The 26,783-nt window shown below is 69.7% G+C and carries 25 protein-coding genes and 1 other RNA gene; 13 read left to right on the plus strand and 13 right to left on the minus strand.

Annotated features, from left to right (window positions below; translation table 11 throughout):
- Positions 1-76 precede the first annotated feature (76 nt).
- The 4 genes from carA to JUB13_RS17780 all read left to right on the plus strand — a co-directional run bounded on the left by carA (position 77) and on the right by JUB13_RS17780 (position 7,115).
- Entirely contained in the window at positions 77-1,279 is a 1,203-nt protein-coding gene (carA, locus tag JUB13_RS17765) for a glutamine-hydrolyzing carbamoyl-phosphate synthase small subunit (protein WP_207481344.1), read from the plus strand.
- Positions 1,280-1,446: 167 nt separating this feature from the next.
- A complete protein-coding gene (gene carB / locus JUB13_RS17770; RefSeq protein ID WP_207481346.1) occupies positions 1,447-4,686 on the plus strand; it encodes a carbamoyl-phosphate synthase large subunit in 3,240 nt (1,079 codons plus the stop codon).
- Positions 4,687-4,754: 68 nt separating this feature from the next.
- Positions 4,755-5,228, plus strand: a complete 474-nt coding sequence (gene greA / locus JUB13_RS17775) for a transcription elongation factor GreA (protein WP_207481348.1) — start codon at positions 4,755-4,757, stop codon at positions 5,226-5,228.
- 105 nt (positions 5,229-5,333) lie between these two features.
- Entirely contained in the window at positions 5,334-7,115 is a 1,782-nt protein-coding gene (locus tag JUB13_RS17780; RefSeq protein ID WP_207481350.1) for a histidine kinase dimerization/phosphoacceptor domain -containing protein, read from the plus strand.
- 367 nt (positions 7,116-7,482) lie between these two features.
- Here the strand turns inward: JUB13_RS17780 and JUB13_RS17785 are convergent, their stop codons facing one another.
- Both JUB13_RS17785 and JUB13_RS17790 read right to left on the minus strand, forming a co-directional pair.
- A complete protein-coding gene (locus tag JUB13_RS17785; protein ID WP_207481352.1) occupies positions 7,483-7,863 on the minus strand; it encodes a response regulator in 381 nt (126 codons plus the stop codon).
- A gap of 81 nt (positions 7,864-7,944) precedes the next feature.
- Positions 7,945-8,457, minus strand: coding sequence for an Lrp/AsnC family transcriptional regulator (locus JUB13_RS17790; RefSeq protein ID WP_207481354.1), 513 nt, complete (start codon positions 8,455-8,457; stop codon positions 7,945-7,947).
- A gap of 179 nt (positions 8,458-8,636) precedes the next feature.
- Here JUB13_RS17790 and JUB13_RS17795 point away from each other — a divergent pair, with 179 nt between their 5' ends.
- The 4 genes from JUB13_RS17795 (at position 8,637) to trxB (ending at position 13,499) form a co-directional block, all read left to right on the plus strand.
- Positions 8,637-9,617 (plus strand): mitochondrial fission ELM1 family protein, encoded by a 981-nt coding sequence (locus JUB13_RS17795; protein ID WP_328702958.1) that lies wholly within the window; start codon positions 8,637-8,639, stop codon positions 9,615-9,617.
- A gap of 64 nt (positions 9,618-9,681) precedes the next feature.
- Positions 9,682-10,371: a 2OG-Fe(II) oxygenase gene (locus tag JUB13_RS17800; RefSeq protein WP_236025029.1), complete on the plus strand. Its 690-nt coding sequence runs from the start codon at positions 9,682-9,684 to the stop codon at positions 10,369-10,371.
- Between the two features lie 190 nt (positions 10,372-10,561).
- Positions 10,562-12,481, plus strand: a complete 1,920-nt coding sequence (locus tag JUB13_RS17805; protein WP_207481357.1) for a hypothetical protein — start codon at positions 10,562-10,564, stop codon at positions 12,479-12,481.
- Positions 12,482-12,494: 13 nt separating this feature from the next.
- Positions 12,495-13,499, plus strand: coding sequence for a thioredoxin-disulfide reductase (trxB, locus tag JUB13_RS17810; RefSeq protein WP_207481359.1), 1,005 nt, complete (start codon positions 12,495-12,497; stop codon positions 13,497-13,499).
- A gap of 82 nt (positions 13,500-13,581) precedes the next feature.
- Here trxB and JUB13_RS17815 read toward each other — a convergent pair whose 3' ends face one another.
- Positions 13,582-13,830 carry a hypothetical protein gene (locus JUB13_RS17815; protein WP_207481361.1) on the minus strand — a complete coding sequence of 83 codons (249 nt, stop codon included), beginning with the start codon at positions 13,828-13,830 and terminating at the stop codon, positions 13,582-13,584.
- A 190-nt stretch (positions 13,831-14,020) separates the two neighbouring features.
- On the opposite strand from JUB13_RS17815, the gene JUB13_RS17820 reads away from it, so the two are divergent.
- A complete protein-coding gene (locus JUB13_RS17820) occupies positions 14,021-14,911 on the plus strand; it encodes a LysR family transcriptional regulator (RefSeq protein WP_207481362.1) in 891 nt (296 codons plus the stop codon).
- Positions 14,912-15,318: 407 nt separating this feature from the next.
- On the opposite strand, the gene JUB13_RS17825 is transcribed toward JUB13_RS17820, so the two are convergent.
- From JUB13_RS17825 to hflK, 5 genes are all read right to left on the minus strand, one after another.
- Positions 15,319-15,888 (minus strand): DUF2380 domain-containing protein, encoded by a 570-nt coding sequence (locus tag JUB13_RS17825; protein WP_207481363.1) that lies wholly within the window; start codon positions 15,886-15,888, stop codon positions 15,319-15,321.
- 161 nt (positions 15,889-16,049) lie between these two features.
- Positions 16,050-17,540: a DegQ family serine endoprotease gene (locus JUB13_RS17830; protein WP_207481444.1), complete on the minus strand. Its 1,491-nt coding sequence runs from the start codon at positions 17,538-17,540 to the stop codon at positions 16,050-16,052.
- Positions 17,541-17,837: 297 nt separating this feature from the next.
- Positions 17,838-18,023, minus strand: a complete 186-nt coding sequence (locus JUB13_RS17835; RefSeq protein ID WP_207481364.1) for a DUF2065 domain-containing protein — start codon at positions 18,021-18,023, stop codon at positions 17,838-17,840.
- Between the two features lie 56 nt (positions 18,024-18,079).
- Positions 18,080-19,051, minus strand: a complete 972-nt coding sequence (gene hflC, locus JUB13_RS17840) for a protease modulator HflC (RefSeq protein ID WP_207481365.1) — start codon at positions 19,049-19,051, stop codon at positions 18,080-18,082.
- 10 nt (positions 19,052-19,061) lie between these two features.
- On the minus strand, positions 19,062-20,237 hold the full coding sequence (hflK, locus tag JUB13_RS17845; RefSeq protein ID WP_207481366.1) for an FtsH protease activity modulator HflK: 1,176 nt from the start codon (positions 20,235-20,237) through the stop codon (positions 19,062-19,064).
- 143 nt (positions 20,238-20,380) lie between these two features.
- Here hflK and apbC point away from each other — a divergent pair, with 143 nt between their 5' ends.
- Positions 20,381-21,550: an iron-sulfur cluster carrier protein ApbC gene (gene apbC, locus JUB13_RS17850; protein ID WP_207481367.1), complete on the plus strand. Its 1,170-nt coding sequence runs from the start codon at positions 20,381-20,383 to the stop codon at positions 21,548-21,550.
- A 48-nt stretch (positions 21,551-21,598) separates the two neighbouring features.
- On the opposite strand, the gene JUB13_RS17855 is transcribed toward apbC, so the two are convergent.
- The 3 genes from JUB13_RS17855 to JUB13_RS17865 are packed head-to-tail and all read right to left on the minus strand — an operon-like array spanning position 21,599 to position 24,256.
- Entirely contained in the window at positions 21,599-22,396 is a 798-nt protein-coding gene (locus tag JUB13_RS17855) for an ABC transporter ATP-binding protein (protein ID WP_207481368.1), read from the minus strand.
- On the minus strand, positions 22,393-23,286 hold the full coding sequence (locus tag JUB13_RS17860) for an ABC transporter permease (protein WP_207481369.1): 894 nt from the start codon (positions 23,284-23,286) through the stop codon (positions 22,393-22,395). Before JUB13_RS17860 ends, JUB13_RS17855 begins: the two co-directional genes overlap by 4 nt.
- Before the next feature lie 7 nt (positions 23,287-23,293).
- Positions 23,294-24,256, minus strand: a complete 963-nt coding sequence (locus tag JUB13_RS17865; RefSeq protein ID WP_207481371.1) for an ABC transporter substrate-binding protein — start codon at positions 24,254-24,256, stop codon at positions 23,294-23,296.
- A gap of 100 nt (positions 24,257-24,356) precedes the next feature.
- Here JUB13_RS17865 and ssrA point away from each other — a divergent pair.
- The 3 genes from ssrA (at position 24,357) to JUB13_RS17880 (ending at position 25,579) form a co-directional block, all read left to right on the plus strand.
- Positions 24,357-24,681, plus strand: a transfer-messenger RNA (tmRNA) gene (gene ssrA / locus JUB13_RS17870).
- A gap of 26 nt (positions 24,682-24,707) precedes the next feature.
- Positions 24,708-25,199, plus strand: a complete 492-nt coding sequence (locus tag JUB13_RS17875) for an SspB family protein (protein ID WP_207481373.1) — start codon at positions 24,708-24,710, stop codon at positions 25,197-25,199.
- 26 nt (positions 25,200-25,225) lie between these two features.
- A complete protein-coding gene (locus JUB13_RS17880) occupies positions 25,226-25,579 on the plus strand; it encodes a TfoX/Sxy family protein (protein WP_207481375.1) in 354 nt (117 codons plus the stop codon).
- On the opposite strand, the gene JUB13_RS17885 is transcribed toward JUB13_RS17880, so the two are convergent.
- Together JUB13_RS17885 and def are read right to left on the minus strand one after the other, a co-directional pair.
- Positions 25,549-26,235 (minus strand): COQ9 family protein, encoded by a 687-nt coding sequence (locus JUB13_RS17885; RefSeq protein WP_207481377.1) that lies wholly within the window; start codon positions 26,233-26,235, stop codon positions 25,549-25,551. The two genes, JUB13_RS17880 and JUB13_RS17885, sit on opposite strands and share 31 nt — an antisense overlap.
- Positions 26,236-26,240: 5 nt before the next feature.
- Positions 26,241-26,783 carry a peptide deformylase gene (gene def / locus JUB13_RS17890; RefSeq protein WP_207481379.1) on the minus strand — a complete coding sequence of 181 codons (543 nt, stop codon included), beginning with the start codon at positions 26,781-26,783 and terminating at the stop codon, positions 26,241-26,243.

Here is a 26,783-nt window from a genome sequence, read left to right on the forward strand (position 1 = left end):
GCAGGTCCGGGGTTGACCGCTGCCCTCGCGGAACCCATGTGCCGCCCGCCGTTTGCGCCGTCTACGAGGTAAGCCGATGACCGACCCGATCCCCGCCGGCCCCGCCGAGAAGCTCCGGGCCGCTGCGGCCGCCCGCCCCGAGGGGGCGACCGCCGCGGTCGTGCTGGCCGACGGAACCGTGCTGTGGGGACGTGGCGTCGGGGCCTTCGGAAGCCGCGTCGGCGAGGTCTGCTTCAACACCTCCATGACGGGCTACCAGGAGATCCTGACCGACCCGTCCTACGCCGGCCAGATCATCACCTTCACCTTTCCCCATGTCGGCAATGTCGGCACAAACGCCGAGGACGTCGAGACGACGACGCCGGCGGCGCGCGGCCTGATCCTGCGGGCCGACGTCACCGAGCCCTCCAACTGGCGCGCGACCCGGCACCTGGACGAGTGGCTGAAGTCTTACGACCTCGTCGGCATCACGGGCGTCGACACGCGCCGGCTGACCCGGCTGATCCGCGACGGCGGCGCGCCCAACGGCGTGGTCGCCCATGCGCCGGACGGCAGGCTCGACCTGGAGGCGCTGTGGCGCCAGGCCGCCGAGTGGCCCGGCCTCGAAGGCATGGATCTGGCGCGCGAGGTGTCGTGCCGCCAGACCTACACCTGGAGCGAGACGCTCTGGGACCTCGGCAGCGGGTACGGCACCCAGGACGCGCCGACACGCCATGTCGTCGCGCTGGATTTCGGCGCCAAGCGCAACATCCTGCGCTGCCTGGCGGCTGCGGGCTGCCGCGTCACGGTGCTGCCGGCGACGGCCACAGCCGAGGAGGTGATCGCGCAGAAGCCCGACGGCGTCTTCCTGTCCAACGGCCCCGGGGATCCGGCCGCGACCGGCGCCTATGCCGTGCCGACGGTGCGTGGCCTGCTGGACAGCGGAGTGCCGATGTTCGGCATCTGCCTGGGGCACCAGATCCTGTCCCTGGCGCTGGGCGGGCGGACCGAGAAAATGGACCGCGGCCACCGGGGCGCCAACCATCCGGTCAAGGACCTTGCGACCGGCCAGGTCGAGATCACCAGCCAGAACCACGGCTTCGTGGTGGTGCCAGAGAGCTTGCCGCCCGAGGCCGAGGTGACCCATGTCAGCCTGTTCGACGGCACCAACGAGGGCATCAAGGTGAAGGACCGGCCGGTCTTCTCGGTCCAGTATCATCCCGAGGCCTCGCCCGGGCCGCAGGACAGCCATTACCTCTTCAAGCGCTTCATGGACCTGATCGACAGCCGCGGCTCGTGAGCCCGGGGCGCAGGTCCGCGATGCCCCGCGAACGCCCTGAAGGGGTACCCGCGGGGTCTTCACTCCATCGGACGATGCCTCTATAAGGATCGACCGATCGCCGCCCCCCTCCCGGCTCGACCGCGAGGGATTTTTTTGCGCGTCCGCCAACACCCGAGCGCCCGACCATGCCCAGACGCACTGACCTCAAGTCCATCGCCATCATCGGCGCCGGGCCGATCGTGATCGGCCAGGCCTGCGAATTCGACTATTCGGGCGTCCAGGCGTGCAAGGCGCTGCGCGAGGAGGGATACCGGGTCATCCTGGTGAACTCCAACCCCGCCACGATCATGACGGACCCGAACCTGGCGGACGCCACCTACATCGAGCCGATCACGCCGGCGACGGTGGCGCAGATCCTGGAACGCGAGCGGCCGGATGCGCTGCTGCCCACCATGGGCGGCCAGACCGCGCTGAACACCGCCATGGCCCTGTCGCGCGACGGCACCCTGGCCCGCCTGGGCGTCGAGCTGATCGGCGCCAAGGAGGAGGCGATCATCAAGGCCGAGGACCGGCTGCTGTTCCGCGACGCCATGGACAAGATCGGGCTCGAAAGCCCGAAGTCGCGCCTGGTGAAGACCTACGAGGAGGCGCTGGAGGCGCTGGAGGCGGTCGGCCTGCCGGCGATCATCCGGCCTTCCTTCACGCTGGCCGGCACGGGCGGCGGCATCGCCTACAACAAGCTTGAGTTCGAGGAGATCGTGCGCGGCGGCCTGCGCGCCTCCCCGGTCAGCGAGGTGCTGATCGAGGAATCGGTGCTGGGCTGGAAGGAGTACGAGATGGAGGTCGTGCGCGATCGCGCCGACAACTGCATCATCATCTGCTCCATCGAGAACTTGGATCCCATGGGAATCCACACCGGCGACAGCGTGACCGTGGCCCCGGCGCTGACGCTGACCGACAAGGAATACCAGATCATGCGGAACGCCTCGATCGCGGTGCTCCGCGAGATCGGGGTGGACACCGGCGGTTCCAACGTCCAGTTCGCGGTGAATCCCGATACCGGCCGTCTGGTCGTGATCGAGATGAACCCGCGCGTCAGCCGCTCCTCCGCGCTGGCCTCCAAGGCGACGGGCTTCCCCATCGCCAAGGTCGCCGCGAAGCTCGCCGTGGGCTACACGCTGGACGAGCTCAGCAACGACATCACCGGGGTGACCCCGGCCAGCTTCGAGCCGACGATCGACTACGTCGTCACGAAGATGCCGCGCTTCACTTTCGAGAAGTTCCCGGGTTCGGACCCGTCGCTGACCACCAGCATGAAGTCGGTCGGCGAGGCCATGGCGATCGGCCGGAACTTCCAGGAGAGCGTCCAGAAGGCCCTGCGCTCCATGGAGACGGGCCTGACCGGCTTCGACGAGGTCGCGATCGGCGACGGCGACGCGGCGGCCATCCGCGCGCAGCTCGCGAAGCCCACCCCCGACCGCCTGCTGACCATCGCCCAGGCCTTCCGGGCAGGGCTCTCGGTCGAGGAGGTTCAGGCGATCTGCAAATACGACCCCTGGTTCCTGCGCCAGGTCGAGGGCATCGTGGCGGCCGAGGCCGAGATCCGTGCCGGCGGGCTGCCGGCCGATTCCCGCCGCTGGCTGCGGATCAAGTCCATGGGCTTCTCGGACGCGCGGCTCGCGGCGCTGGCGGGCACCACCGAGGCGGAGGTGGCCGAGGCGCGCCGTTCGTCCGGTGTCCGGCCGGTCTACAAGCGCATCGACACCTGCGCGGCCGAGTTCGCCTCGGACACGCCCTACATGTACTCGACCTACGAGGCCGACGGGCTCGGCGTCTCCGAGAACGAGGCGCAGCCCACCGACCGGCGCAAGGTCGTGATCCTGGGCGGCGGGCCCAACCGCATCGGCCAGGGCATCGAGTTCGACTACTGCTGCGTCCATGCCGTCTACGCCCTGCGCGAGGCCGGCTACGAGACGATCATGGTCAACTGCAACCCCGAGACCGTCTCGACCGACTACGACACCTCGGACCGGCTCTACTTCGAGCCCCTGACCGCCGAGGACGTGATCGAGCTCGTGCGCGGCGAGCAGGCCAGGGGCGAGGTCCTGGGCGCCATCGTCCAGTTCGGCGGCCAGACGCCGCTGAAGCTGGCCGATGCGCTGGAGAAGGCCGGGATCCCGATCCTCGGCACCTCGCCCGACGCCATCGATCTGGCCGAGGATCGCGAGCGCTTCCAGCAGCTCCTGCACCGGCTCGGCCTGAAGCAGCCCGCCAACGGCCTCGCGCGCAGCCTCGAGGAGGCCGAGGCCGTTGCCGAGCGCATCGGCTTCCCCGTGGTGATCCGCCCTTCCTACGTGCTCGGCGGGCGCGCCATGGAGATCGTGCACGATATGGCCGGCCTGCGCCGCTACATGGGCACGGCCGTGAAGGTTTCGGGCAAGAACCCGGTGCTGATCGACAGCTACCTGCAGGACGCGATCGAGGTCGATGTCGACGCGGTCGCGGATGGCGAGCAGGTCTACGTTGCCGGCATCATGGAGCACATCGAGGAGGCCGGGATCCATTCCGGCGACAGCGCCTGTGCGCTGCCGCCGCACTCGCTGCCGCGGCCCACTGTCGACGAGATCTCACAGCAGGCCCGCATGCTGGCCGAGGCGCTGGGCGTGCGCGGCCTCATGAACGTGCAGTTCGCGGTGAAGGACGGAACCGTCTTCATCCTGGAGGTAAACCCGCGGGCCTCGCGCACCGTGCCCTTCGTCGCCAAGGCGACCGGCACCCCGATCGCGAAGATCGCGGCGCGCGTGATGGCCGGCGAGAAGCTGGCTGACTTCCGCCTGCAGGGCCCCTTCCCGCCGCACACCGCGGTCAAGGAGGCCGTGTTCCCGTTCGCGCGCTTCCCCGGCGTCGACATCGTCCTTGGCCCCGAGATGAAGAGCACGGGCGAGGTCATGGGCCTGGACCGCGACTTCGCCCGCGCCTTCGCCAAGTCGCAGCTCGGCGCCGGCGTGACCCTGCCGCTGGGCGGCACGGTCTTCATCTCGGTCAAGGACCGCGACAAGGCCGCGGTCTTCCCTGCCGCCAAGCGCCTCGCCGAGATGGGCTTCCGGATCCTCGCCACCGAAGGGACCGCCAAGAAGTTCGGCGAATGGGGGCTGAATTGCGTCCGGGTGAACAAGGTCGTCGAAGGGCGGCCGCATATCGTCGATGCAATGATCGACGGCGGGGTGAATCTCGTCTTCAACACGACCGAGGGCGCCGTCGCGCTGGCCGACAGCTTCAGCTTGCGCAGGACAGCTCTGGTCAATAACATTCCGTATTACACCACCGTGGCAGGCGCCCGGGCGGCCGTGGAGGCGATCGCGGCACTACGGAACGGCAGCCTTGAAGTGGCCCCGCTGCAGTCATACCTCAGCGGATCGTATTGAAGAACCGGGCGTGACGGTACGGCCCCCGGCCGTGCCGCGTATTCCCGTCAACGCTAGTGGACCGTGAAATGGAAAAGGTTCCGATGACGGCGGCCGGCTACAACCGGCTTCAGGAGGAATTGAGGCACCTGAAGGCGGTGGAGCGCCCCGCGGTGATCAAGGCGATCGCCGAGGCCCGCGAGCACGGCGACCTGTCGGAGAACGCCGAGTACCACGCGGCCCGCGAGCGGCAGGGCTTCATCGAGGGCCGCGTCATGGAGCTCGAGGACAAGATCAGCCGGGCCGAGGTGATCGACGTCTCGAAGCTGTCGGGCGACGTCATCAAGTTCGGCGCGACGGCGACCATCGCCGACGAGGACACCGACGAGGAGACGACCTACCAGATCGTCGGCCAGGACGAGAGCGACATCAAGCAGGGGCTGCTCTCGGTGACCTCGCCGCTGGCCCGCGCCCTGATCGGCAAGTCGGTCGGCGACATGGTCGAGGTCAGCACGCCCGGCGGTTCCAAGAGCTACGAGATCGTCAAGGTCGAGTTCAAGTAGGCTCGCCGGTCTTTCGCCATACCCCCACCGAGCCATGTCCAAGGCCTGTGGTCTCGCGCAAGCTTGTGCTGACCGGCGGGACATAATCGGTTCGGGACTTCATTCATGAAAAAGAGGCTCACCGGGGCGGGCCGCGCCCCGGTTCAGGGTTCGGAGACGCTCGCCCCGGGCTTCGCCGCGCTCGACGAGCTCCCGGTCCCGGCCGCGCTGCTGAGCTGGCCCGGGCCCCGGATCGCGCATGTGTCCCGCGGCTTTCCCGCCGCGGTCGGCACGGCGCTGGCGGATGCGATCCCCAACCTGGACCCGGCCCTGGTCGAAGGCGTCCGGAATGCCGGCATGTGGCATCGCCTGCCCGCGCTGACTATCGCGGACGTCCCCCGCGAAGTGATCCTGATGGCATTGGCGGGGCCGGACGGCCCCGCTGTCCTCGTGCTGCTCGGTGGCGGGGCCCAACTCGCCGACGTCGACCGCGCCTCCGGATGGTTGGATGCGCTGATGCGCTACCTGCCGGAAGGCCTGATCATCGCCGAGGGGCCCGACGTCACGGTCCGGCTCGTCAGCGATTATGGCCTCGCCCAGGCCGGGGGCGGGCCCGAGGCCGTGCTCGGCCTTACGGCGGACAAGCATGTGACGGCCTGGAGGATCTTCCGCCCGGACGGCACGCCCGCCGCGGACGAGGACATGCCGCTGACCCGGGCGACGTGGTACGGAGAGGTCATCACAGACACCGAGCTTCTGCTGGAGCACGCCGACGGAAGGCGCATACCGATCCTGTGCAGCGCCGGCCCGGTGCGCGACGCCTCGGGCGCGATCGTGGGTGGCGTCGCGGCTTGGCGCGACATCAGCGCCCTGAAGCGGGCCGAGGGCGACCTGCGGGCCAGCGAGCTGCGCCACCGTCTGGCCCTTGCCGCAGCCCTGATGGGCGACTGGGAAATCGACCTGGAAACGGATCTGGTCGAGCGCTCCCCCCAGACCGACCGCCTGTTCGGCATCGCGGGGCCCGGGCCACTTCCGGCGCCGCTTCTGCTGGAGCAGGTCCATCCCGATGACCGCCCCACGCTGGTCGAGGCGCTGACCGAGGCGCGGCTCAGGCGCCAGCCCATCGACGTGGAGATCCGCGTCGGCGCCGAGGACGGCCCGGTGACCTGGCTGGCGGTCCGCGGCGAGGCGCTGGACGCCGAGAACGGACGGCCGCAGCGCCTGATCGGCGTCGCAATGGATATCACCCGGCGCAAGCTCGAGCAGGACGCGCTGGCCCAGGCCCTGGCCGAGAAGGAGGCGGCGCTGGCGCGTTCCCGCGAGCTGTTCGGCGAGGTTCACCATCGCGTCAAGAACAGCCTCCAGCTCGTCGCGAGCCTCCTGAACCTCCAGGGGCGGATGCTCGGCGAGGCGGCCGAGGTCCAGTTCGGCGAGGCCTATCGGCGGGTCCTGACGGTCGCGAACGTGCACGAGCGCCTGTACCGGACAGGACGCGTCTCGGCCGTCGAGTTCGGCGATTTCCTGTGCGGACTCTGCAAGGACGCGGAACGGGGCGCCGTTCTGAGCGGCCGGGACTGCACCATCGAGGTGCGTACGACGCGCGTGGAGCTGCCCACCGAACGGGTCGTCCCGCTGGCCCTCGTGGCCAACGAGCTGCTCAGCAACGTACTGCACCATGCCTATCCCGGCGAGGCCCCGGCCTATGCGGAGGTCGTCTTCGAGGCGCTGCCGGAGGGTGGCCACCGCCTGTCGGTCAGCGATCGCGGCGTCGGCCTGCCTGACAACTTCGACCCGACGAGGGCCCGCACCCTGGGCATGAAGCTCGTATCGGCGCTGATGCGTCAGGTGGAGGGCCGGCTCTCGGTCGAGCGGCTGCCCACCGGCACGCGCTTCGCCATCAGTTTCTGAGGCATTCCGCTCGAATTCCTAGATTCATACGAAGGAATGTAGTACCTTCGTTAGAGTTATGGGGGCGGACTTGGCCAAATCGACTACGACGAATGCGGCGATCCGTGCGACATGCCGACTGCAGGCGAGAGCGCTGCTTCGGAACAAGCCGCCGCGCAGCGAGCCCCTGAGACGGAGGGCGCTGGCGAGGGCCATCGTGTTCCTGGTCTGGCCGGATCGGCGTCACGACCGCCTGCGCGCGTGACTTGCAGCCGCGGGGCGCGGCATAGAGCGGATCGCGATCCGGCGTGGAACCAGATCGCGTTCAACCGCTTCAGCTTCAACGAGTTGGCAGCGATTCGAGGTTCGGGGCGAGCCTTAGATCGCCCTAGGCTCCGTGGATCGCCTGGGACAGCGCCGCCAGGATCGCATCATCGGAATAGGGCTTGGCGACGCGGGGAACGCCGCGCAGCAGCTCCGGCACGCTGAGCTCGCCGCCGTAGCCCGAAGCGAAGACGAACGGCACCTGGCGCTCACGCAGGATCTCGGCTGCCGGAAATACTGGGCGCCCGTCGAGGTTCACGTCGAGCACCGCCGCGTCGATCGACTCGGACCGGGCCAGGTCCAGCGCCTGGTCGAGATTTGCCGCAGGGCCGATCACCACGCAGCCGGCGCCCTCGAGGATCGCCTCGAGATCCATGCAGACAAGAAGCTCGTCCTCGACAGCGAGGATGCGCTTTCCCTGGAGCTTTGTGTGCGAAAGAGACATCGCATCCCGCGGCGAAACCGAAACGAGGCCCAGAAAGTGCCGTCCCGCCGAGGGCGGCACAATCCTCCGGAAAGTAAGAGCCTACTCCTCCAACTCGGCCTCTTCCGGCATATCCCCGACCTCCGTGTCGATCGGAACTCCGGGCAGGTACTTGGAGTTGCGGATGGCCAGGGCCGACTTCACGTGGCTGACGTTGGGGGCCGCGGTCAGCTTGGTGGTCAGGAAGCGCTGATAGGCGTCCCAGTCCTCGGCCACGATCTTGAGAAGGAAATCGGTCTCGCCGGCCAGCATGTGGCATTCGCGCACCAGCGGCCAGCTGTTCACGAGCTCTTCGAATTTCCTGAGGTCGGCTTCCGCTTGACTGGTCAGCCCTACCTGCGCGAACACCGTGACCCCGAAGCCGAGCGCCTCGGGATTGATGTCGGCGTGGTAGCCACGGATATAGCCGGATTCCTCCAGCGCACGCACGCGACGCAGGCAAGGCGGCGCCGAGATTCCGGCCCGCCGGGCCAGTTCGACGTTCGTCATGCGGCCGTCGTTCTGGAGGTCGCGCAGGATTCGCCGGTCGATCCGGTCGAGCTTGACTCGCCGCATTTGGGTCTCTCGGATAGTGTCGGTTTGGAAAGGATATTGCGTGAGGCTTGGTGTACGCCAAGATACCGCTTCCGCACAAGAGTGAAACTTTATAAGCCGGCGGCCCATGCCGGAGCATCGTGGATTGCCTGGGATGCCGCATGGGCAGGCGCCCGCCCGGAACAGGAGCTCGCTGGATCGTGCAGTCCCTCACCTGCTGGGTCGTGTCGGAAGGCGCGGCCGGGATGGAGAACCAGTGCCTCGGCCTCGCATGGGCGCTCGGTCTCGACCCGGTGGTCAAGCGCGTCAAGCTGCGCACGCCATGGCGCCAGCTCAGCCCGTTCCTGAAGCTGGGAAGCCGCTTTGCCGCGGGGCCCGGCGGAGACCCCATCGCCCCACCATGGCCAGACCTGATGATCGGGACCGGGCGCAGCTCCATCGCGCCGCTGCTGGCCGCACGCAAACTCAGCGGCGGCAGGACCTTCACGGTGAAGATCCAGGAGCCGCAGATCTCGCCGAGGAACTTCGATCTCGTCGTCGTGCCGCGGCATGACCGGCTCCGGGGGCCCAACGTGATGGTGACGCGCGGCGCGCTGCACCACGTGACGAAGGCGGCGCTGGACGCGGCCGCCGAGCGCTTTGCGCCGCAGCTCGCCCACCTGCCGCGCCCGCGGGTGGCCGTGCTGGTGGGCGGGGACAACGGCGTCTACGCCCTGACGCCCGAGATCACGGCGACTCTGGCCGACCGCCTCGCGATGCTGTGCGACCGGCACGGCGCCGGCCTGATGGTGACGCCGTCACGCCGCACCGGCGCCGCAAACGAGAAGGTCCTGCGCGAGCGGTTGGCCGGCAAGCCGGCCGTCGTCTGGGACGGCAAGGGCGAGAACCCCTATCTCGGCTATCTCGGACTGGCGGACTACGTCGTCGTCACCTGCGACAGCGTGTCCATGGTCTCGGAGGCGGCGTCGACGGGAAAACCCGTCTACGTGGTCGATCTCGAAGGCGGCTCCGACAAGTTCCGGAGCTTCCACGACGGGCTGCGCGCCGATGGCATCATCCGCGCTTTCACGGGCGAGCTCGAGACCTGGACCTACCCTCCCCTGGACGACACGGCCGACGTGGCGCGGGAGGTCCGCCGGCGGCTCGCGGCGAAACGTCTCGCCCCCGCCGGCGCGGATTGAGTTCGCGGCCGGGGCCGCGTATCTCGGGTTGGCATCACTCGCAAACCGAGCCACGACGCCGACCATGGCCCCGACCGCAGATCTCGCCCCGCCCGCTCTCCCTCAGGACGCGGAGACGGCATCCCGCTTCGTCGCGAGCCTCGCCGCGGCCGAGCTGCGCCCGCGGCCCTACCCGCACTGGCTGCTGAGCGACGTCCTGCCCGAGGACATGGCAGCCGGGATCGCGGCACTGCCCTTCTCCCCCGCCGAGATCGGCGATACCCGCGGCAAACGCGACACGAACAACCAGACCCGGGTCTATTTCTCGCCCGAGAACCGCGAGCGCTTTGCGGTCTGCGACCGTCTGGCCCGCACGCTGCAGGGTGGCGCGGCGGTCGACGCCATCGAGCGGAGCTGCGGCATCGACCTGTCGGGGACCTCGCTAAGGATCGAGTACTGCCAGGACACCGACGGGTTTTGGCTGGAGCCGCATACCGACATCGGCGTGAAGCGCTACACCATGCTCGTCTATCTCTCCAGCGGCCCGGGGACCGAGGATTGGGGAACCGACGTGCTGGACGGCCCTGACAAGTTCCTCTACAGCGCCCCCTTCGCCTTCAATGGGGGCCTGATCTTCGTGCCCTCCGACCGGTCGTGGCACGGCTTCCGGAAGCGGCCGATCCGCGGCGTGCGCAAGTCCATCATCGTCAACTACGTCACCTCGGAATGGCGCGCGCGGCACGAACTCGCCTTTCCCGACACCCCGGTCGCCTGAGCCGCGGCGGCCGAGCCGCCCGGAGGGACATCGCCGTCGGGAGCCATCGGCAGACCCGCCGTTGAAACAGCTGAAACAGACCGGTCGTTGACAGGGCGGTCCGGATCCGAGCACAACGGGGGGCTGCGAGCGTCCGGGCGGGCATTCCGCGGCCGTCCCGGCGCGAGCTCTTCAAGGCGAGTCCCAGCGCATGGCCCTCAGGATCGAGACCTTCAGCAACACCAGCGGCGGCAGCAGCTTCTTCAAGGCAGCCGGCCACCCGGTGGCGGCCCCCCTCGCCCGTGACCTCGTGGCGCGGCTGGAGGCGGCGGGCCCGGTCGCGATCTACGACCCCTACGGCTTCCTGGCCTCTTTCACCGAGCTCTACGACCTGTCGCGGGTGCGGATCGCTGGCATCTACGTTCAGGACGTGGAGAAGGTCGGGGCGGAGCTCCTTGGAACAGTCGCGAAGCCGGTCACGGAGCTGCCCGCCAGCGGCGCGCGCGCCGTGCTGGTCGCGACCTTCGACGCAGACCGGCCCACGGCCAACGCAGCCCACCTGATTCCGCCTGGCGCCGCCGTGCTGACCCTGGACGCGATGCGCCTGCCCGCCGAGATGCTGAGCGACCGGCGCAACTATCTCGCCGGAATCAACTGGGCCACCAACTTCGTCTTCTTCCGCGACGGCGCCGGGCGGCACACGCGCCTGGTCACCGCCAACTACTGGGCAGCCTATGGCGGCACCGGCGGCCAGCGCCTCTGGTGCCGTCTGCTCGACGCCGAGGGCGCAACACTGGCCGAATGGACCGACCCGTTGCCCGGCACCAACGCCACCGTCGTGGTGGACAGCGCCGATGTCCGGGCGCGCTTCGGCCTGCCCGAGTTCACGGGATCCCTCTTCGTGCATGTGCTGGGCGCGGCCGGGCACGACATCGTCAAGTACGCGCTCGACACCTACGGCGATGCGGCCGAGGAGCTGTCCTGCACCCATGACGCCAACGCCTGGCCGTCCGACTACTATGCCGGGCTGCCGGCGCCGCGCGACGGCGAGCGGGTCCTGCTCTGGGTCCAGAACAGCCACCCCTGCCCGATTCCGGCGGGCGCGATCGGTCTGAACCTGATGGGCCGGGACGACAGCTTCGTCCCCTATCCGCAGGTGGTGCCGCCCTTCGGGACGGTGGCGCTCGACGTCGGCCGGCTGATGCCGGACGCCCGCTGGCCGCAGCAGCTCGAGGTCGTGGCGGGCCGCCACTTCGTGCGGCCCCGCTACGAGGTCCTCGCGGCCTCGGGGCGGACCCGCATCGCCCACGCCAATGTCGAGCGCACGGATACGCGGCCCGATCCGCGCCTGCCGCGGCTCGCCGGGCTGATGGGCAAGGGCTTCATCCTGCCGGCGCCGGTCCTGCCGCTCGACCGCTTCCGCACCATCGCCCTGCCGACGCCCATGGCCCGCAGCCAGGAGCATCTGCCCATCAAGGCGCTGCTGTTCGACGCCACGGGCCGCCAGGTCGCCGAACATCGCTTCGGCAACCTTGCGCGCCGTGACAGCGTCGCGCTCGAGGTCGACGATTGGATGGCCACTGCCGGGGCCAGCCTTCCATCGGGCCGCGGGCACATGGAGATCGTCTACGACTGGGAAGCCGGTGAGCAAGGCGACGGTTGGCTTCACGCGATCTTCCGCTACGAGCAGCGCCATGGCGGCCACGGCGCCGAGACCAGCTTCGGCTCGCACATCTACAACACCGTGCTGACCTACCGGAACGAGCCGCAGAGCTACGCCGGCCGGCCGCCCGGGCTGACGACAAGGCTGTTCCTTCGCCTCGGGCGGAATGGGCACGATGCCTTCTGCTGCCTGGTCTATCCGAACTCCACGCCGTGGCGCCCCGTCAGCGAGACCGACCTGATCCTGCATGGGGCCGACGGGCGCGAGGTGGCGCGCCGCCGGGTGGAGATCCCGGCCTCGGGCTCGCACCTCTTCCAGGCCAGCGCGACCTTCTCTCCCGAGGAGCTGGCAGCCGCCGGTCCGGATGCCTACGTGCTGATCAGGGACTTGACCTGCCGCCTCTTCGGCTATCATGGGCTGATGGCCGGCGAGGCCGCCTTCAGCCTCGACCACATGTTCGGATTCTGACGAGACCGCCCCGATGCCCCAGAACCACCACACCAAGGTCCTCGTGATCGGCGCGGGCCCCGCCGGCTATACGGCCGCGATCTATGCCGCCCGCGCCAATCTGGCGCCCATGGTCGTACAGGGCATGCAGCCCGGCGGCCAGCTCATGATCACGACCGATGTCGAGAACTATCCCGGCTTCGCGGACGTGATCCAGGGCCCCTGGCTGATGGAGCAGATGCAGAAGCAGGCCGAGCATGTCGGGACCCGCATGGTCTTCGACGTGATCACCGAGGTCGACTTCAGCCGGCATCCCTTCCTTGCCAAGGGCGATTCGGGCGACACCTACACCGGCGACACGGTGGTGATCGCGACCGGCGCCCAGGCGCGCTGGCTCGGCCTGCCAGGCGAGCGGCATTTCGCCGGCTTCGGCGTCTCGGCCTGCGCGACCTGCGACGGCTTCTTCTTCCGCGGCAAGGAGGTGGTCGTGGTCGGCGGCGGCAATTCCGCCGTCGAGGAGGCGCTCTACCTCACGAACCACGCCAGCAAGGTCACGGTGGTGCACCGCCGCGACAGCTTCCGGGCCGAGCGCATCCTTCAGGACCGCCTGCTCCGCAACCCGAAGGTCTCGGTGGTCTGGGACAGCGTGGTCGAGGACATCCTGGGCGAGGATGGCCCGCCCAAGGGCGTGACCGGCGTGCGCCTGCGCAACGTGAAGACCGGCACGCTGAGCGACCTGCCCACGGACGGCGTCTTCGTGGCCATCGGCCACGACCCGGCCACCGCCATCTTCCGCGGCAAGGTCGAGATGGACGATCAGGGCTACGTGCTGACGCGGCCCGATTCGACCGCCACCAGCGTTCCCGGCGTCTTCGCCGCCGGCGATGTCCGGGACAAGGTCTACCGCCAGGCGATCACGGCGGCCGGCATGGGGTGCATGGCCGCCCTGGAGGCCGAGAAGTGGCTGGCCGAGCACGAAGCCGGGCCGGCCGCCAGCGAGGAGCGGCGCCGCAGGGACATGATCGGGGCTTGGGAGTAGCGCCGGCAGCCGTGCGGCCGCGGCGTGCCCGAAGCGGGTGCGAGGTTCGGAGCGACCCCGCACCGCCTCCAACCGCTTGAACTCAGCGCGGCCCGCCTGCGGCGGCGCGGGCCGCGACCAGCAGATCGTGCATGGTCCGAACCGGCGTCTCGGCATAGTCGACGCGGGACAGGAAGGTCTCGGCGACCAGATGGATGTCCTCGTCGCCGAGGCGCGCCACCTCGGGCACCGCACGCGCAATGTCTTCGGGGGTCAGTGATTCGCGCTGCTCGTCCGACAGCTCCTCGAGCCAGTCGCAGAGCCGGTCCACGAGGTCCAGTTGCTCGGCCATTCCATCCTCTTTCCCAACGCGACCGCCCGGTTTTCGGGCGGAAACTTGCTCACGAAGCAATAAACCCCCGGGATGTACGTGATTTCGCCCGAGGTTGCGTTATATCATCGCATGACGCGGCCTAACGGTCCGCCCAAGACGAACGGGGTCGGCCAGAATTCCTCCGCCGGCCCGCGCCAACGGGATGGTCATGGACTGGGACAAGCTTAGGGTCTTCCACGCTGTCGCGGAGGCCGGCAGCTTCACGCATGCCGGCGAGACGCTGAACCTCAGCCAGTCGGCGGTCAGCCGTCAGATCAGCGCGCTCGAGGAAAGCCTGAACGTACCGCTCTTCCACCGGCACGCGCGCGGCCTGATCCTGACCGAGCAGGGCGAGCTTCTGCACCGGACGGCCCGCGAAGTCTTCGCCAAGCTGTCCATGACGGAGGCCATGCTCTCCGAAAGCCGCGAGCATCCGCGCGGCCCGCTGAAGGTGACGACCACCGTCGGCTTCGGAACCACCTGGCTGGTGCCCCGGATCCGCGAGTTCCTGTCGATCTATCCCGACGTGCAGCTCACCGTCCTTCTGGACGACAGCGAGCTCGATCTCGGCATGCGCGAGGCGGATATCGCGATTCGCATGTCGGCGCCACGTCAGCCCGACCTGGTGCAGCGCCACCTGATGACGGTCAATTTCCACATCTTCGCCCATGCCAGCTACATCCAGCGGCGGGGCATGCCGCGGACGGTGGAGGAGCTGGACAACCACGACCTTCTTGCCTTCCCACCGGATGCGCGCTGGCCGACCTCCAACGTGAACTGGCTGCTCGAGGCCGGCAACGCGCCCGAAGGCGGGCGGAAGGCGATCCTGCGCGTGAACAACGCCTATGCCGTCTACAAGGCCGTGCAGAGCGGCCTCGGAATGGCCGCCCTGCCGGACTACATGGTCGAGGGCGACCGCGAGATCGTGCGCGTTCTCCCGGACGTGGACGGGCCGCAGGTCGAGGCCTATTTCGTCTATGCCGAGGAGCTGCGCAATTCCAAGCGAATCGCGGTCTTCCGCGACTTCCTCGTGCGCAAGGTCGCCGAAACCGCGTTCTGAGCGGCGGCGCTCCCGGCCCGTTCGGGAGCGCCGTATGGCTAGGTCTGCAAATTACATTCGTATTCAGCGCGAGCCATGCAACACGCGCATATGTGGCGCGGCGATTTTGTGCATGGAAGTCGGGCAGGCCGTGACCAATTAATAGGCCGTGGGTGCTGCGACGCAGCAACCACGTTTCGCCTCGGGCTCCGGCCCGGGGTTGGGTCTTCGGACCCTGCGTCTCCCAGACGTGAAGCCTCCCTGTTCAACTCGCCGCCAAGTCCCTGACCTGGCGGCGTTTTTTTTTGCGCCGCCGGAAGTTCCGCTGCGCCCACCGGGCGCCGCCGCACGAGCGCGCCGCGCCTGCAAAAGGCCCGGATTCCGGATCTTCAGCGTCGCCAACGGCCACTTACTTATGCAGGTGCGCTTCAGCGCGCCGCCGGGAGCGCTTCGAAATAACGCGCGATGAACTCCGCCGCGCGTCGGAAGGCCTCGTCGGTATCGCCCCGGAACGAGAAGGAGCGCTCGAGCACGGGCTGCCCGCGCTCCACGTCGACGGCTTCCACGGCGCCCCACTGGACCAGCGTGCTCATTTTGTGGATGCCGCCATGAACCAGGAGCTTGGCCCCGCTGCCCCTGGCCTCTTGCAGCACCTCCTGGAAGGTCGTGCCGGCCGACGGGCACCCTGCTCCGGGACAGGGCAGCGCGACGACCTTGAAGCGGCCCCGGGCCGCGAGCGTCCGTCCCAGGAGGCCCGAGAAGTCCCGCACGCGCGCGGCATGACTGGCCGTGCGCTCGCCGTCCTCGCCGGCGGTGTCCTGATTGGCGAACTCGACGATCGCCACGGCGATCCCCTCACCGGGGCCTGCGACGCCCGCGCCTTGAGCACCGCTCCCCTGGGCCGTGGCCACGATCGGAACCGCCAGGCTGGCGCAGGCCAGCGCGCGGGCCAGGATCCGTACGACGGTGGGAAAACGGGGCTGGAGCGGTCCTGCCAAGGCTTGGCCCTCCCGAAGACGCGATCCCGCCGCGCAGCGGCAGTGCTCCGCCCATGGGACACCGGCGCGCGGCGCCGGACCATCCTACTTCGGGCCAGAAAGGCAAAAAGAAAGGGCGGCCCCGCGGGGCCGCCCCTCGTTCCATGGCCGCCTCTGCCGCCTCAGCCCAAGCCGAGCGCGATGAAGCGGAGGTCGCCGCCCCGATCCACCAGAAGCAGGATGGACCGGCGCCCGGCATCCTTTGCGGCCTTCAGCTTCGCCGCCACGTCCTGCGGCGCCCGAACCTCCTCCTGCGCGACTTCGACGATCACGTCGCCCGCGCGGATGCCTTTCTCGGCGGCCGGGCTGTCGGGCGCGACCTCCGAGACGACGACGCCCTTGACCTGCTCGCCGATGTTGAACTGGCGCCGGGCCTCGGGCGTCAGGCCCGTCAGCTTCAGGCCGACCTGGCCCACGGTCTCGCTGGGCTGCCCGCGCTCGTTCCGTCCGGGGCCGGTGCGGTCCGCCGGGGCATTGGCCAGCACGCCCGATTCCTCGGCCGCCTCGAGCTCTCCGACCTTCACCTGTAGGCTCTCCTGGCGGCCGTTCCGCCAGATCGTCACGGGAACGCGCTTATCGACCGACGTCTCGGCCACCACGCGCGGCAGCCGCCGCATCTCGCCGACCTCCTTGCCGTCGAAGGTCAGCACCACGTCGCCGGCCTTGATGCCAGCCTGCGCAGCCGGGCCGTCCGGCGTGACGCTGGCGACCAGCGCGCCCGTGTGCCGCGGCAGCCCCAGGCTCTCGGCGATCTCGGGCGTGATAGCCTGGATCCGGACCCCCAGCCAGCCGCGGCGCGTCTTGCCGAAGTCGCGGAGCTGGGCGACGACCGGCTGCGCCAGGGAGGACGGGATCGCGAAGCCGATGCCGACCGACCCGCCCGTCGGCGAGAAGATGGCCGTGTTGATGCCGATCACCTCGCCGCGCATGTTGAACATGGGGCCGCCGGAATTGCCACGGTTGATCGACGCGTCCGTCTGCAGGAAGTCGTCATAGGGGCCGGCGTTGATGTCGCGCGCCCGGGCCGAGATGATGCCGGCGGTGACGGTGCCGCCGAGGCCGAAGGGATTGCCGATGGCCAGCACCCAGTCGCCCACGCGCATCTCGTCGCTGTTGCCGAACCGGACGAAGGGCAGCGCCTTGTCGGCCTTGACGCGCAGCACCGCAAGGTCGGTCTTCGGGTCGCGGCCGACCAGCTCCGCCTTCAGGTTCGTGTCGTCGTGCAGGATCACCGAGATCTCGTCGGCGTCCTGGATCACGTGGTTGTTGGTGACCACCAGGCCAGCGGGATCGATGATGAAGCCGGAGCCCAGCGAAGTCGCGCGCCGCTGCGGCTGGCCTCGGTCCGGCGGGCCGTTGCGCTCGAAGAAGTCGCGGAAGAACTCCTCGAAGGGCGAGCCCGGCGGAAACTGCGGCATCTCGGGCAGGCGCCTCTCTCCGCGCGGTCCCGGCTGCTCGCCGTTGCCATTCTGGGTCGTCGAGATGTTGACGACGGCCGGCAGGAGCCGCTCGGCCAGGGCGGCGAAGCTCTCGGGCGCATTGGGCCGCGGCGTCACCTGTCCGTGGGCCAGGCCCGGCCCGAGCAGCAGAGCCGCGAGCAGCGGGAGCGCCATGAGCCAAGCCGCCAGGACCCGCGACGACTGGGCATGGAGGGATTCGGCGGCTGCCGCCGCGGCCGCGGTCCGACGAGCGCGTATGGTCACGAAAGGTCTCTCCTTGCTCTCACCTGAACCGCCCGGTGATCGGCGCCTCGGCCTTGAGACGCGCCCGGGACCGTATGCCCGGAAAACGACGTCGCATGAAGGATGTATGGGAGCGTACCGCCACCTTCAAGCGAGGTACGTTCCCGCCCATCGCACCATACAGCTTCGTCGAAACTATGGCGCGCTCCCGCCCCGGTGCGCGGCCCCTCAGCCGCGCAGCATCCAGACTAGCCCGACGCCCAGGCAGGCTGCAACGAGTCCGGCCGTCCGGACGACCCCGGCCGGAAGGGCAAGGGCCGCCTCCAGCGCCTGGCGCATGGTGCCGGGGAACAGGGCGTAGAGACTGCCCTCGATCACCAGCACGAGCGCGAGCGCGGTCAGAAGGTCGTCCATGTGCAGCCGCCCCGCGCGGGGACCTTGGTCCCGGGCCATCGCCCGGGACCCCGGCCCTACTGCGCCGCCTGGGCCGCGCTGCCGGGCGCGGCGTTGGCGGGCGGTGCGCCGGTCGCGGCTGGCGGCACGCCGCCGGGGCGCGCCGCCTCGGCCGCGGTCGCGGCCCGGCCCTGCATGTCGCTGAAATACCGGAAGAAATCGCCCGTCGGCGAGAGCACCATCGTGGTGTCGTCGCGGTTCAGTGCGTTCCGGTACGCCTCGAGCGTGCGGTAGAAGGAGTAGAACTCCGGGTCGCGGCCGACGGCCTCGGAGATGATGCGCAGGGCCTGGTTGTCGCCCTCGCCGCGCAGGATCTGCGCGTCGCGCTGCGCCTCCGCCACGATGACCGTGCGTTCGCGCTCCGCACGCGAGCGGATCTGCTGGGCCTGCTCCTGGCCCTGGGCGCGCGCCTCGGCCGCCTCGCGCTCGCGCTCCGAACGCATCCGGGCGAAGACCGCATTGCTGGTCTCGTCCGGCAGGTCGGCGCGGCGGATCCGGACATCGACGATCTCGATGCCGAAGCCCCGCGCCTCGGCGTTCACCTGATTGCGGAGGTCGGTCATCACCTGGGCGCGTTCGTCCGAGAGCACCGCCAGCAGGGTCACGTTGCCGAGCACGCGGCGCAGCGCCGAGTTCACGACGGTGTTCAGCCGCTGTCCCAGCACCTGCTCGGAACGCACGGCCTGGTAGAAGCGCAGCGGATCGGTGATCCGCCAGCGGGCGAAGGCGTCGACCTCGATACGGCGCTGGTCCGCCAGGATCACCTGCTCGGCAGGGGGATCCAGGTCGAGGACGCGGGAGTCGTACATCACCACGGTCTGCAGCAGCGGGATCTTGGCGTGCAGGCCGGGCGACTGGATGGTCCGGACGTGCTGGCCGAACTGCAGGACCAGCGCCTGCTGCGCCTCGGTCACGGTGAAGAGCGAGGCCGAGGCGACCACGAGGGCGACGACGAGCGCCAGGGCGGCGTAGGTGAGCTTTCTGGTCATCTCGCGATCCTCACCGGCGCTGCTGCTGCGGCTGCGGCTGCTGCAGGGACGGCTGCTGCCCCTGCTGGGGAGCCCCCGGCCCCTGGGAACGCTGCTGGCGCAGCGCGTCGAGCGGCAGATAAGGCACGACGCTCTGCCCGCCCTCGGTGCCCTGGCCGTCGATGATCACCTTGTTGGTCCCGCGCAGGATCTGCTCCATGGTCTCGAGATAGATCCGCCGCGAGGTCACGTCCGGCGAGGCGCGGTAAGCCTCGTAGACCGAGGTGAAGCGCTGGGCGTCACCCTGTGCCAGGCTGACGACCTGCTCGCGATAGGCGGAGGCTTCCTGGATCAGGCGCTCCGCCTCGCCGCGGGCGCGCGGTATCACGTCGTTGCGGTAGGCCTCGGCCTCGTTGCGCAGGCGCTCGCGGTCCTGAGCGGCGCGCTGGACGTCGTTGAAGGCGTCCACCACCGGAGCGGGCGGATCGACCTTCTGGAGCTGGACCTGCGTGATCTCGATGCCCGACTGGTACTCGTCCAGCATGCTCTGCAGCGTCTGGCGCGTCTGGGTCTCGATCTGCTGGCGCGCCTCGTTCAGGGCCGGCTGGATGTCGGTCTGGCCGATCACCTCGCGCATCGCGCTTTCGGCGGCCTTCTTCACGGTGTTCTCGGGATCCCTGATCTTGAACAGGAACTCGCCGGGGTCCTTGATGACCCAGAGCACCGTGAAGTCGATGTCGATGATGTTCTGGTCGCCCGTGAGCATCAGGCTCTCGTCCGGGACGTCGCGCTCGCCGATGCCGCGCCGGTCGCTGGCCCCGGTGAGGAAGCCGACCTCGATCCGGTTGACGCGCGTGACCTTGGGCAGCAGCACGGTCTCGATGGGATAGGGAAGCCGGTAGCGCAGGCCCGGCTCCTCGGTGCGGACCCACTGCCCGAAGCGCAGCACCACGCCCTTCTCGTCGGAATCGACGCGGTAGATGCCGGTGGCCGCCCAGGCCACGACCAGCAGCAGGGCGATGATCACGAACCCGCGCCCGCTGCCGAAGCCGCCGGGCATCACGCGCTTCAGACGGTCCTGTCCGCGCCGGAGGAAATCTTCGATGTCGGGTGGCGTCGGGCCGCCGCTCGGGCGCCCCCAAGGGTTGTTCCCCCCTGGCGGCGGGCCCCAGGGCCCCCCACCGCCTCCCTGACTGTTCCACGGCATGGCCGGTCCATCCTCTCGTTCTTGTAGGGCCGGTGGGTGGATGCCAGTCTATGCAGGCAGCTCCGCCGGCCTTATATGCCGACCGCGCCCACGGGCCGGCAGGACAATACCGCCAATATCGGGAAAAGATCGGAGTTTTCAACATGGCAGAGATCACGGAATCGCAGATCCTGGCCGCCCTCAGGACCGTGATCGACCCGGACCGGAAGGCGGACGTTGTCTCCCTGGGCATGGTTTCGGGCATGGCGATCCGCGACGGAATGGTCCAGTTCGCGCTCGAGGTCGACCCCAAGCGCGGCCCCTCGCTGGAGCCCCTGCGGCGCAGCGCCGAGAAGGCCGTGGAAGCCATACCGGGCATCAGGTCCGTGACCGCCGTGCTGACCGCGCACCGAGAGGCCAGCGCCGCCGGCGGCCACGGCCACGCGCAGGGACATTCGCATGGCCATGCTCACGGTCCCGCAGGCGCGCAGGCACCCGGCCAGGGTGCGGGCGGCCAGCGGGCGCTGGTGCCCGGGGTGCGCCACATCGTCGCTGTCGCCTCGGGCAAGGGCGGGGTCGGCAAGTCGACGACGGCGGTCAATCTCGCGCTCGGCCTGCGCGCCAACGGCCAGCGCGTCGGCCTGCTGGACGCCGACATCTATGGCCCGTCCATGCCGCGCATGATGAACATCTCGGGCCGCCCGACTTCGCCCGACGGCAAGACGCTGCGCCCCATGGAGAACTACGGCGTGCGCGTCATGTCCATGGGCTTCCTGGTGGCCGAGGACACCCCGATGATCTGGCGCGGCCCCATGGTGCAGAGCGCGCTGCAGCAGATGCTGCGGGACGTCGACTGGGGCGAGCTGGACGTGCTGGTGGTCGACATGCCGCCGGGCACGGGCGACGCGCAGCTCACCATGGCCCAGCAGGTGCCTCTGGCCGGCGCGGTGATCGTCTCGACACCGCAGGACATCGCGCTGCTGGACGCGCGCAAGGGGCTCAACATGTTCCGCAAGGTCGACGTGCCGGTGCTCGGCATCATCGAGAACATGAGCTATTTCTGCTGCCCCAACTGCGGCCACCGCTCGGACATCTTCAGCCATGGCGGGGCGCGCAAGGAGGCCGAGCGGCTGGGCACCGAATTCCTGGGCGAGATCCCGCTCGACATCGAGATCCGCGAGACCAGCGACGAGGGCCGTCCGATCGTCGTGAGCACGCCCGACAGCCCCCATGCGCAGGCTTATCTGGCGCTCGCCGCGCGAGTCTGGGAGAAGCTCTCGGGCCAGGGCGCCGGGGGTTCGGGACGCGCCGCTCCGCGGATCGTCGTGGGCTGAGGGCCGGCCGGGGGCGCCACCCCGGCTCCCTGTCAGCCTATCAGCCGGTCAGCCGGCGAGCAGTTCGTCGTCAGCGATCTGCTCGCCGCCGCGGCTGCGGGCGAACAGCGCGAGCAGGTCGGGGACGTCCATCCCGGCCCGCTCCGCGCCAGCCACGTCGAGGGCCACGCGCCCCTCGTGCAGCATCACGGTGCGGGTTCCGAGATCCAGCGCCTGGCGCATGCTGTGCGTCACCATCAGCGCGGTCATCCCATGCTCGGCCACGATGCGGCGCGTGAGATCCAGGACGAAGCCGGCCGTGCCGGGGTCGAGCGCCGCCGTATGCTCGTCCAGCAGCAGAATCCTGGAAGGCGCGAGCGTCGCCATCAGCAGGCTGACGGCCTGCCGCTGCCCGCCCGAGAGGAGCCCCATCCGGTCCCCCAGCCGGTTCTCGAGCCCGAGGCCGAGCTCGGCCAGCCGGGCTCGGAACTCCTCGCGCCGGCGCCGGTCCAGGGCTCGGCCGAAGCCGCGGCGGCCTCCGCGCGCCGCCGCCAGGGCCATGTTCTCCTCGATGGTCAGCGTCGCGCAGCTTCCCGCCAGCGGATCCTGGAAGACGCGCGCGACCAAGCCGGCGCGGCGCGGCGTCGGCCACGCGGTCACGTCGACCTCGTCGATGGCGACGCTGCCGCCGGCCACGGGCACGTCGCCCGCGAGCACGCCAAGCAGCGTCGACTTTCCGGCCCCGTTGGAGCCGATCACCGTCACGAACTCCCCCGCGGGGATCTGCAGGTCGACACCGCGCAGCGCCCGCTTTTCCAGCGGGGTGCCCGGGCCGAAGACGACCTCGACCGAGCGGACCGTGATCATGCGGCGGCCCTCCCCGCGCTCCTGCGCCGGCGAATGCGCGGCAGCACCAGCGCCGCGGCGACCAGCACCGCGGTGACCAGGTTGAGATCCGAGGCCTGCAGCCCGACGGCATCGGCCGAGAGGGCGAGCTGGACGGCAATCCGGTAGAGGATCGATCCGACGACGCAGCCGATCAGCGCCCCCAGGATCGAGCGCGTGCGCACCACCGTCTCGCCCACGATCACGGCGGCCAGGCCGACGACGATGGTTCCGACGCCGGCCGTCACGTCCGCGAAGCCGTTGGCCTGGGCGAAAAGCGCGCCGCCGAGCGCCACCAGACCGTTGCTGATGGCAATGCCGGCCCCGACCATCAGGCCAGTCGGGACGCCCTGGGCCCGGGCCATGCGCGGATTGGCACCGGTGGCCCGCATCGCGAGCCCGACGCCGCTTTCCAGGAAGGCCGCCACCAGCAGGGCCGCAGCGACCACGAAGATCCCGACCGCGAGCGGACGCGCCACCGCGTCCGTGACGCCAATCCCGTAGAACGGGGTCAGCACCGTGTCCTGCGTCAGGATCGCGACGTTCGGCCTCCCCATGACCCGCAGCGTCACGGAATAGAGCGCGATCATGGTGAGGATGCTGGCGAGCAGGTGGAGGATCCCGAAGCGCACGGCGAGCACCGCCGTCAGCACGCCGGAGGCCGCACCGGCGATCACCGCGAGGGCCGTGGCGAGCCAGGGATCGTGCCCGGAGACGATCAGCGTCGCGGCGACGGCAGCCCCCAGGGGGAAGCTCCCGTCGACGGTGAGGTCTGGGAAGTCCAGGACCCGGAAAGACAGGTAGATGCCCAGCGCGACCAGCGCATAGACCAGCCCCAGCTCGACGGCCCCCAGCAGCGCGATCTGGCTCATCGCCGTCCTACTGCCCGACGACCCTGCTGGCGCGGGCCAGCACGGCCTGCGGCAGGGTGACGCCCTGGGTCGCGGCGGCCTTCGGGTTGACCACCAGGTCGCGCTTCGCCGCGAGCGCAACCGGGATGGCGCCGGGCTTCTCGCCCTTGATTACCCGCACGACGATCTCGCCGGTCTGGCGACCGATATCCCCGTAGTCGAAGCCGATGCTGGCGATGGTGCCCCGGTTCACGCTTTCGACGTCGCCGGAAAAGATCGGCATGCGGTTTTGGTTGGCCACAAGGATCAGCGATTCCAGCGCCGAGATCACCGTGTTGTCGAGCATGGTGTAGATTGCGTCCGCCTTGCCGAGCAGGCTGCGCCCGGCGGCGGGGACTTCGGCCGTCCTGTTCGCGGTGGCTTCGACCACCGTCAGCCCCAGCGGGGCCGCGAGTTCCTTCAGGTGTTTCAGGAGACTCACGGAGTTGGCGTCGCCGGGGTTGTAGGGCACGCCGATCCGCTTGGCGCCGGGCAGGATCTCGGCGATCAGCTTCAGGTGGTCGGCCACGGGCGGGAAGTCGGACACGCCGGTGACGTTGCCGCCAGGCTTGGCCATGTCGCGGACGAGCTGGGCCCCGACCGGGTCGGTGACGGCCGAGAAGACGACCGGCACGTCGCGGGTCGCGGCGACGACGGCCTGGGCCGAGGGGGTGGCGATGGGCACGATCACGGCCGGGTTCATCCCGACGAACTGGCGCGCGATCTGGGAAGCCGTCGCCGGGTTGCCCTGGGCCGACTGGTATTCCACGCGGAGATCCCGTCCCTCGGTGTAGCCGGCCTCGCGCAGCTTGGCGCGCACGCCCTCGCGCACCGCATCCAGCGAGGGATGGTCGATGATCGCGGTGATCGCGACGATCGGCTGCTGGGCGGCAGCCGGAAATGCCGCCACGGCGAGGGCGAGCGCCGGCAGGACGGCGCGGAGGACGCGCATGGAAGGCTCCCTGTGTGCTGTTTCCCTACGCGGTAGACCGCGGCGGGGCCCCCGTCAATCGCCGAGCGGACGCCGAGCCGCGCGAGGGGACCGAAGTTCCCCCCTTTTGCCGGCCCGCCGAAGCCCCTATATTGGGTTCGTCGGGTTCGCCCGACTATGGCGATAAACGCTGTGTGGAATAAGCGTTGCGGACCCGGGGGCGGTACCCGGCGCCTCCACCAATCCACCGTGTTCTCCGGAGCACGGACCTTGGGGGGCGAAATAGGATCGACGCGCGTGGTAAAGGCATAGTTTTCGCTCGGCATGGTTCCGCCGTTATCGGGCCATCTCAGAAGTGCCAACGACAACGTTGCACTCCGCGCTGCCGCCTAACGGCTAAGTAGCGCGCGGCTCGGGGGGCGCCGGGCAACAGAAGTCCCCCCACTCGCTTCTCTGGCGACGCTGGGATCCGATGGGCACCGAGTACCTGCGCTACGACGTGATGGTGGAAAGCGCCCTGCGCGGCGTCGTCCGCGAGGCCCTGCGCCAAGCGGCGGATCACGGGCTTCCCGGCAATCACCATTTCTACATCACCTTCCGCACCCGGCACTCCGGGGTCGACATCCCGCCCTACCTGCGCGAGCAGTACCCGTCCGAGATGACGATCGTGCTGCAGTACCAGTTCTACGCGCTTGAGGTGACGGAGCAGGCCTTCGGCGTCACGCTGAGCTTCAACAATGTGCACGAGCGGCTGGTCGTGCCGTTCTCGGCGATCACCACCTTCGCCGACCCCTCTGTCAACTTCGCCCTGCAGTTCCAGCCGCTGAACGCGGCGGACGCGGCGGATGCCGTCGACCAGATCGAGGCCGAGGTGACCGAGCGCGTGGCCGAGGCCGCCCGCCCGGAGGAGCCGCCCAAGAAGGGCGAGGTCGTGGCGCTCGACGCCTTCAGGAAGAAGCACTGAGCGACTTCCTCCGCTTCGCCCTAGAGATGCTGGCGCCCCTCGGTGACGTCACGGCGCGCAGGATGTTCGGGGGCTGGGGCCTCCGCTGCGGCGGGCTGTTCTTCGCGATCGTCTCGGACGACGTCCTGTACCTGAAGGCTGACGACGTCACCCGCGCCCGTTTCGAGGCCGAGGGGCTGGAGCCCTTCCGCCCCATGGCCGACAGGCCCGCCCTGCCCTACTACCCGCCGCCCGACGACGCGCTCGAGGATCCCGAGGCGCTGCTGCCCTGGGCCCGGCTGGCGGTCGAGGCCGCCCGCAGGACCCGGGACGCCGCGGCGCCCCGGAAGCCACGGAGCCCGCGCGGCGCTCAGGCCTCCCGCATGTCGCGGCGGAACTGACGCAGGAACCGCGCGGGCGAGGGCAGCACCCTGGCGATGCGTCCGAGATTGCCGAGCCCGCCGATCCGGCTGGTGGCGCGTCCGACGCGCATCACGTCGTCCAGGCGACGGTCAAGAAAGCCCCAGCTGTCGCCGAGATCCTCCGACGCGTCATCGAGCCAATAGAGCGTCGTCGCCGAGACGACGCCTGCGAGCAGGCCGCGCTTCGTGTACCAGTTGTGGTCCGTCGCGACGTCCCCGGCCGCAATCCAGATGCGGTCCACCGTGCGCATGAGCTGCCGCACTCCCTGCGACGCGTTCTGCGGCAGCGCGAACCAGGCGATGGAGCGCCGCACCGCCTCGCGGTGCGGGGCGAGGATCTCCAGGCGCAGCCGCACGGCGGTCCGGATCCGGTCTCGCACGCGCATGGAATCCAGGTCCAGGGTGGCGAGCCCGGCCAGCATCTGCCTGTCCGCCCAGTCGGCGAAATGGTCGACCAGCTCGGGCACGCCCTCGGGGAACAGGCGCCGGGCGGTCGCCCAGTCCTGCCCGGCGGAGGCTGCGCCCGCGCGCAGGGCCTCGGCGCTCCAGCCGTCGAAGGCGATGTTCGGCAGCGTCGCCAGCAACAGTTCGTCGCGCAACGCCGTCTCGGTCTCGTCGTAAGCGGCTCCCGTCATGTCGCTCAGCCTTCCGTGGGTTCGGGCAGGTGGTAGCGGCGCATCTCCTCCTCGAAGGCGAGGCGCCCGAAATCCTCCATGCGGTCGAGATAGAGCACGCCGTCGAGATGGTCGAGCTCGTGCTGGACCACGCGCGCATGGAAGCCCGCGGCTTCCACCGACACCGGGTTGCCGCCGATGTCGAACCCGGTGTAGCGGATCCGCGCATGGCGCGGCACGGCGCCGCGCAGTCCGGGAATTGACAGGCACCCCTCCCAGGCCAGGAGGGTCTCGTCCCCCAGAGGCTCGATCTCGGGGTTGATCAGGATGCTGATGCCCGGCGCGGCCTCCTCGCCCTCGCCGACCCGGTCCTGCGGGACCCGGAACACGATCAGCCGCAGCGGCACGTGGACCTGCGGCGCGGCAAGTCCGACGCCGCCGGCGTCCAGCATCGTCTCCGCCATGTCGCGGGCGAGCCGCAGGATCTCTGGGTCGGCGGGATCGGCGACCGGCTCGGCGACGCGCCGGAGGACGGGATGCCCCATGCGGGCGATCTTCAGGATGGCCAT

Source organism: Arenibaculum pallidiluteum (assembly GCF_017355985.1).
Taxonomy (GTDB): domain Bacteria; phylum Pseudomonadota; class Alphaproteobacteria; order Azospirillales; family Azospirillaceae; genus Arenibaculum; species Arenibaculum pallidiluteum.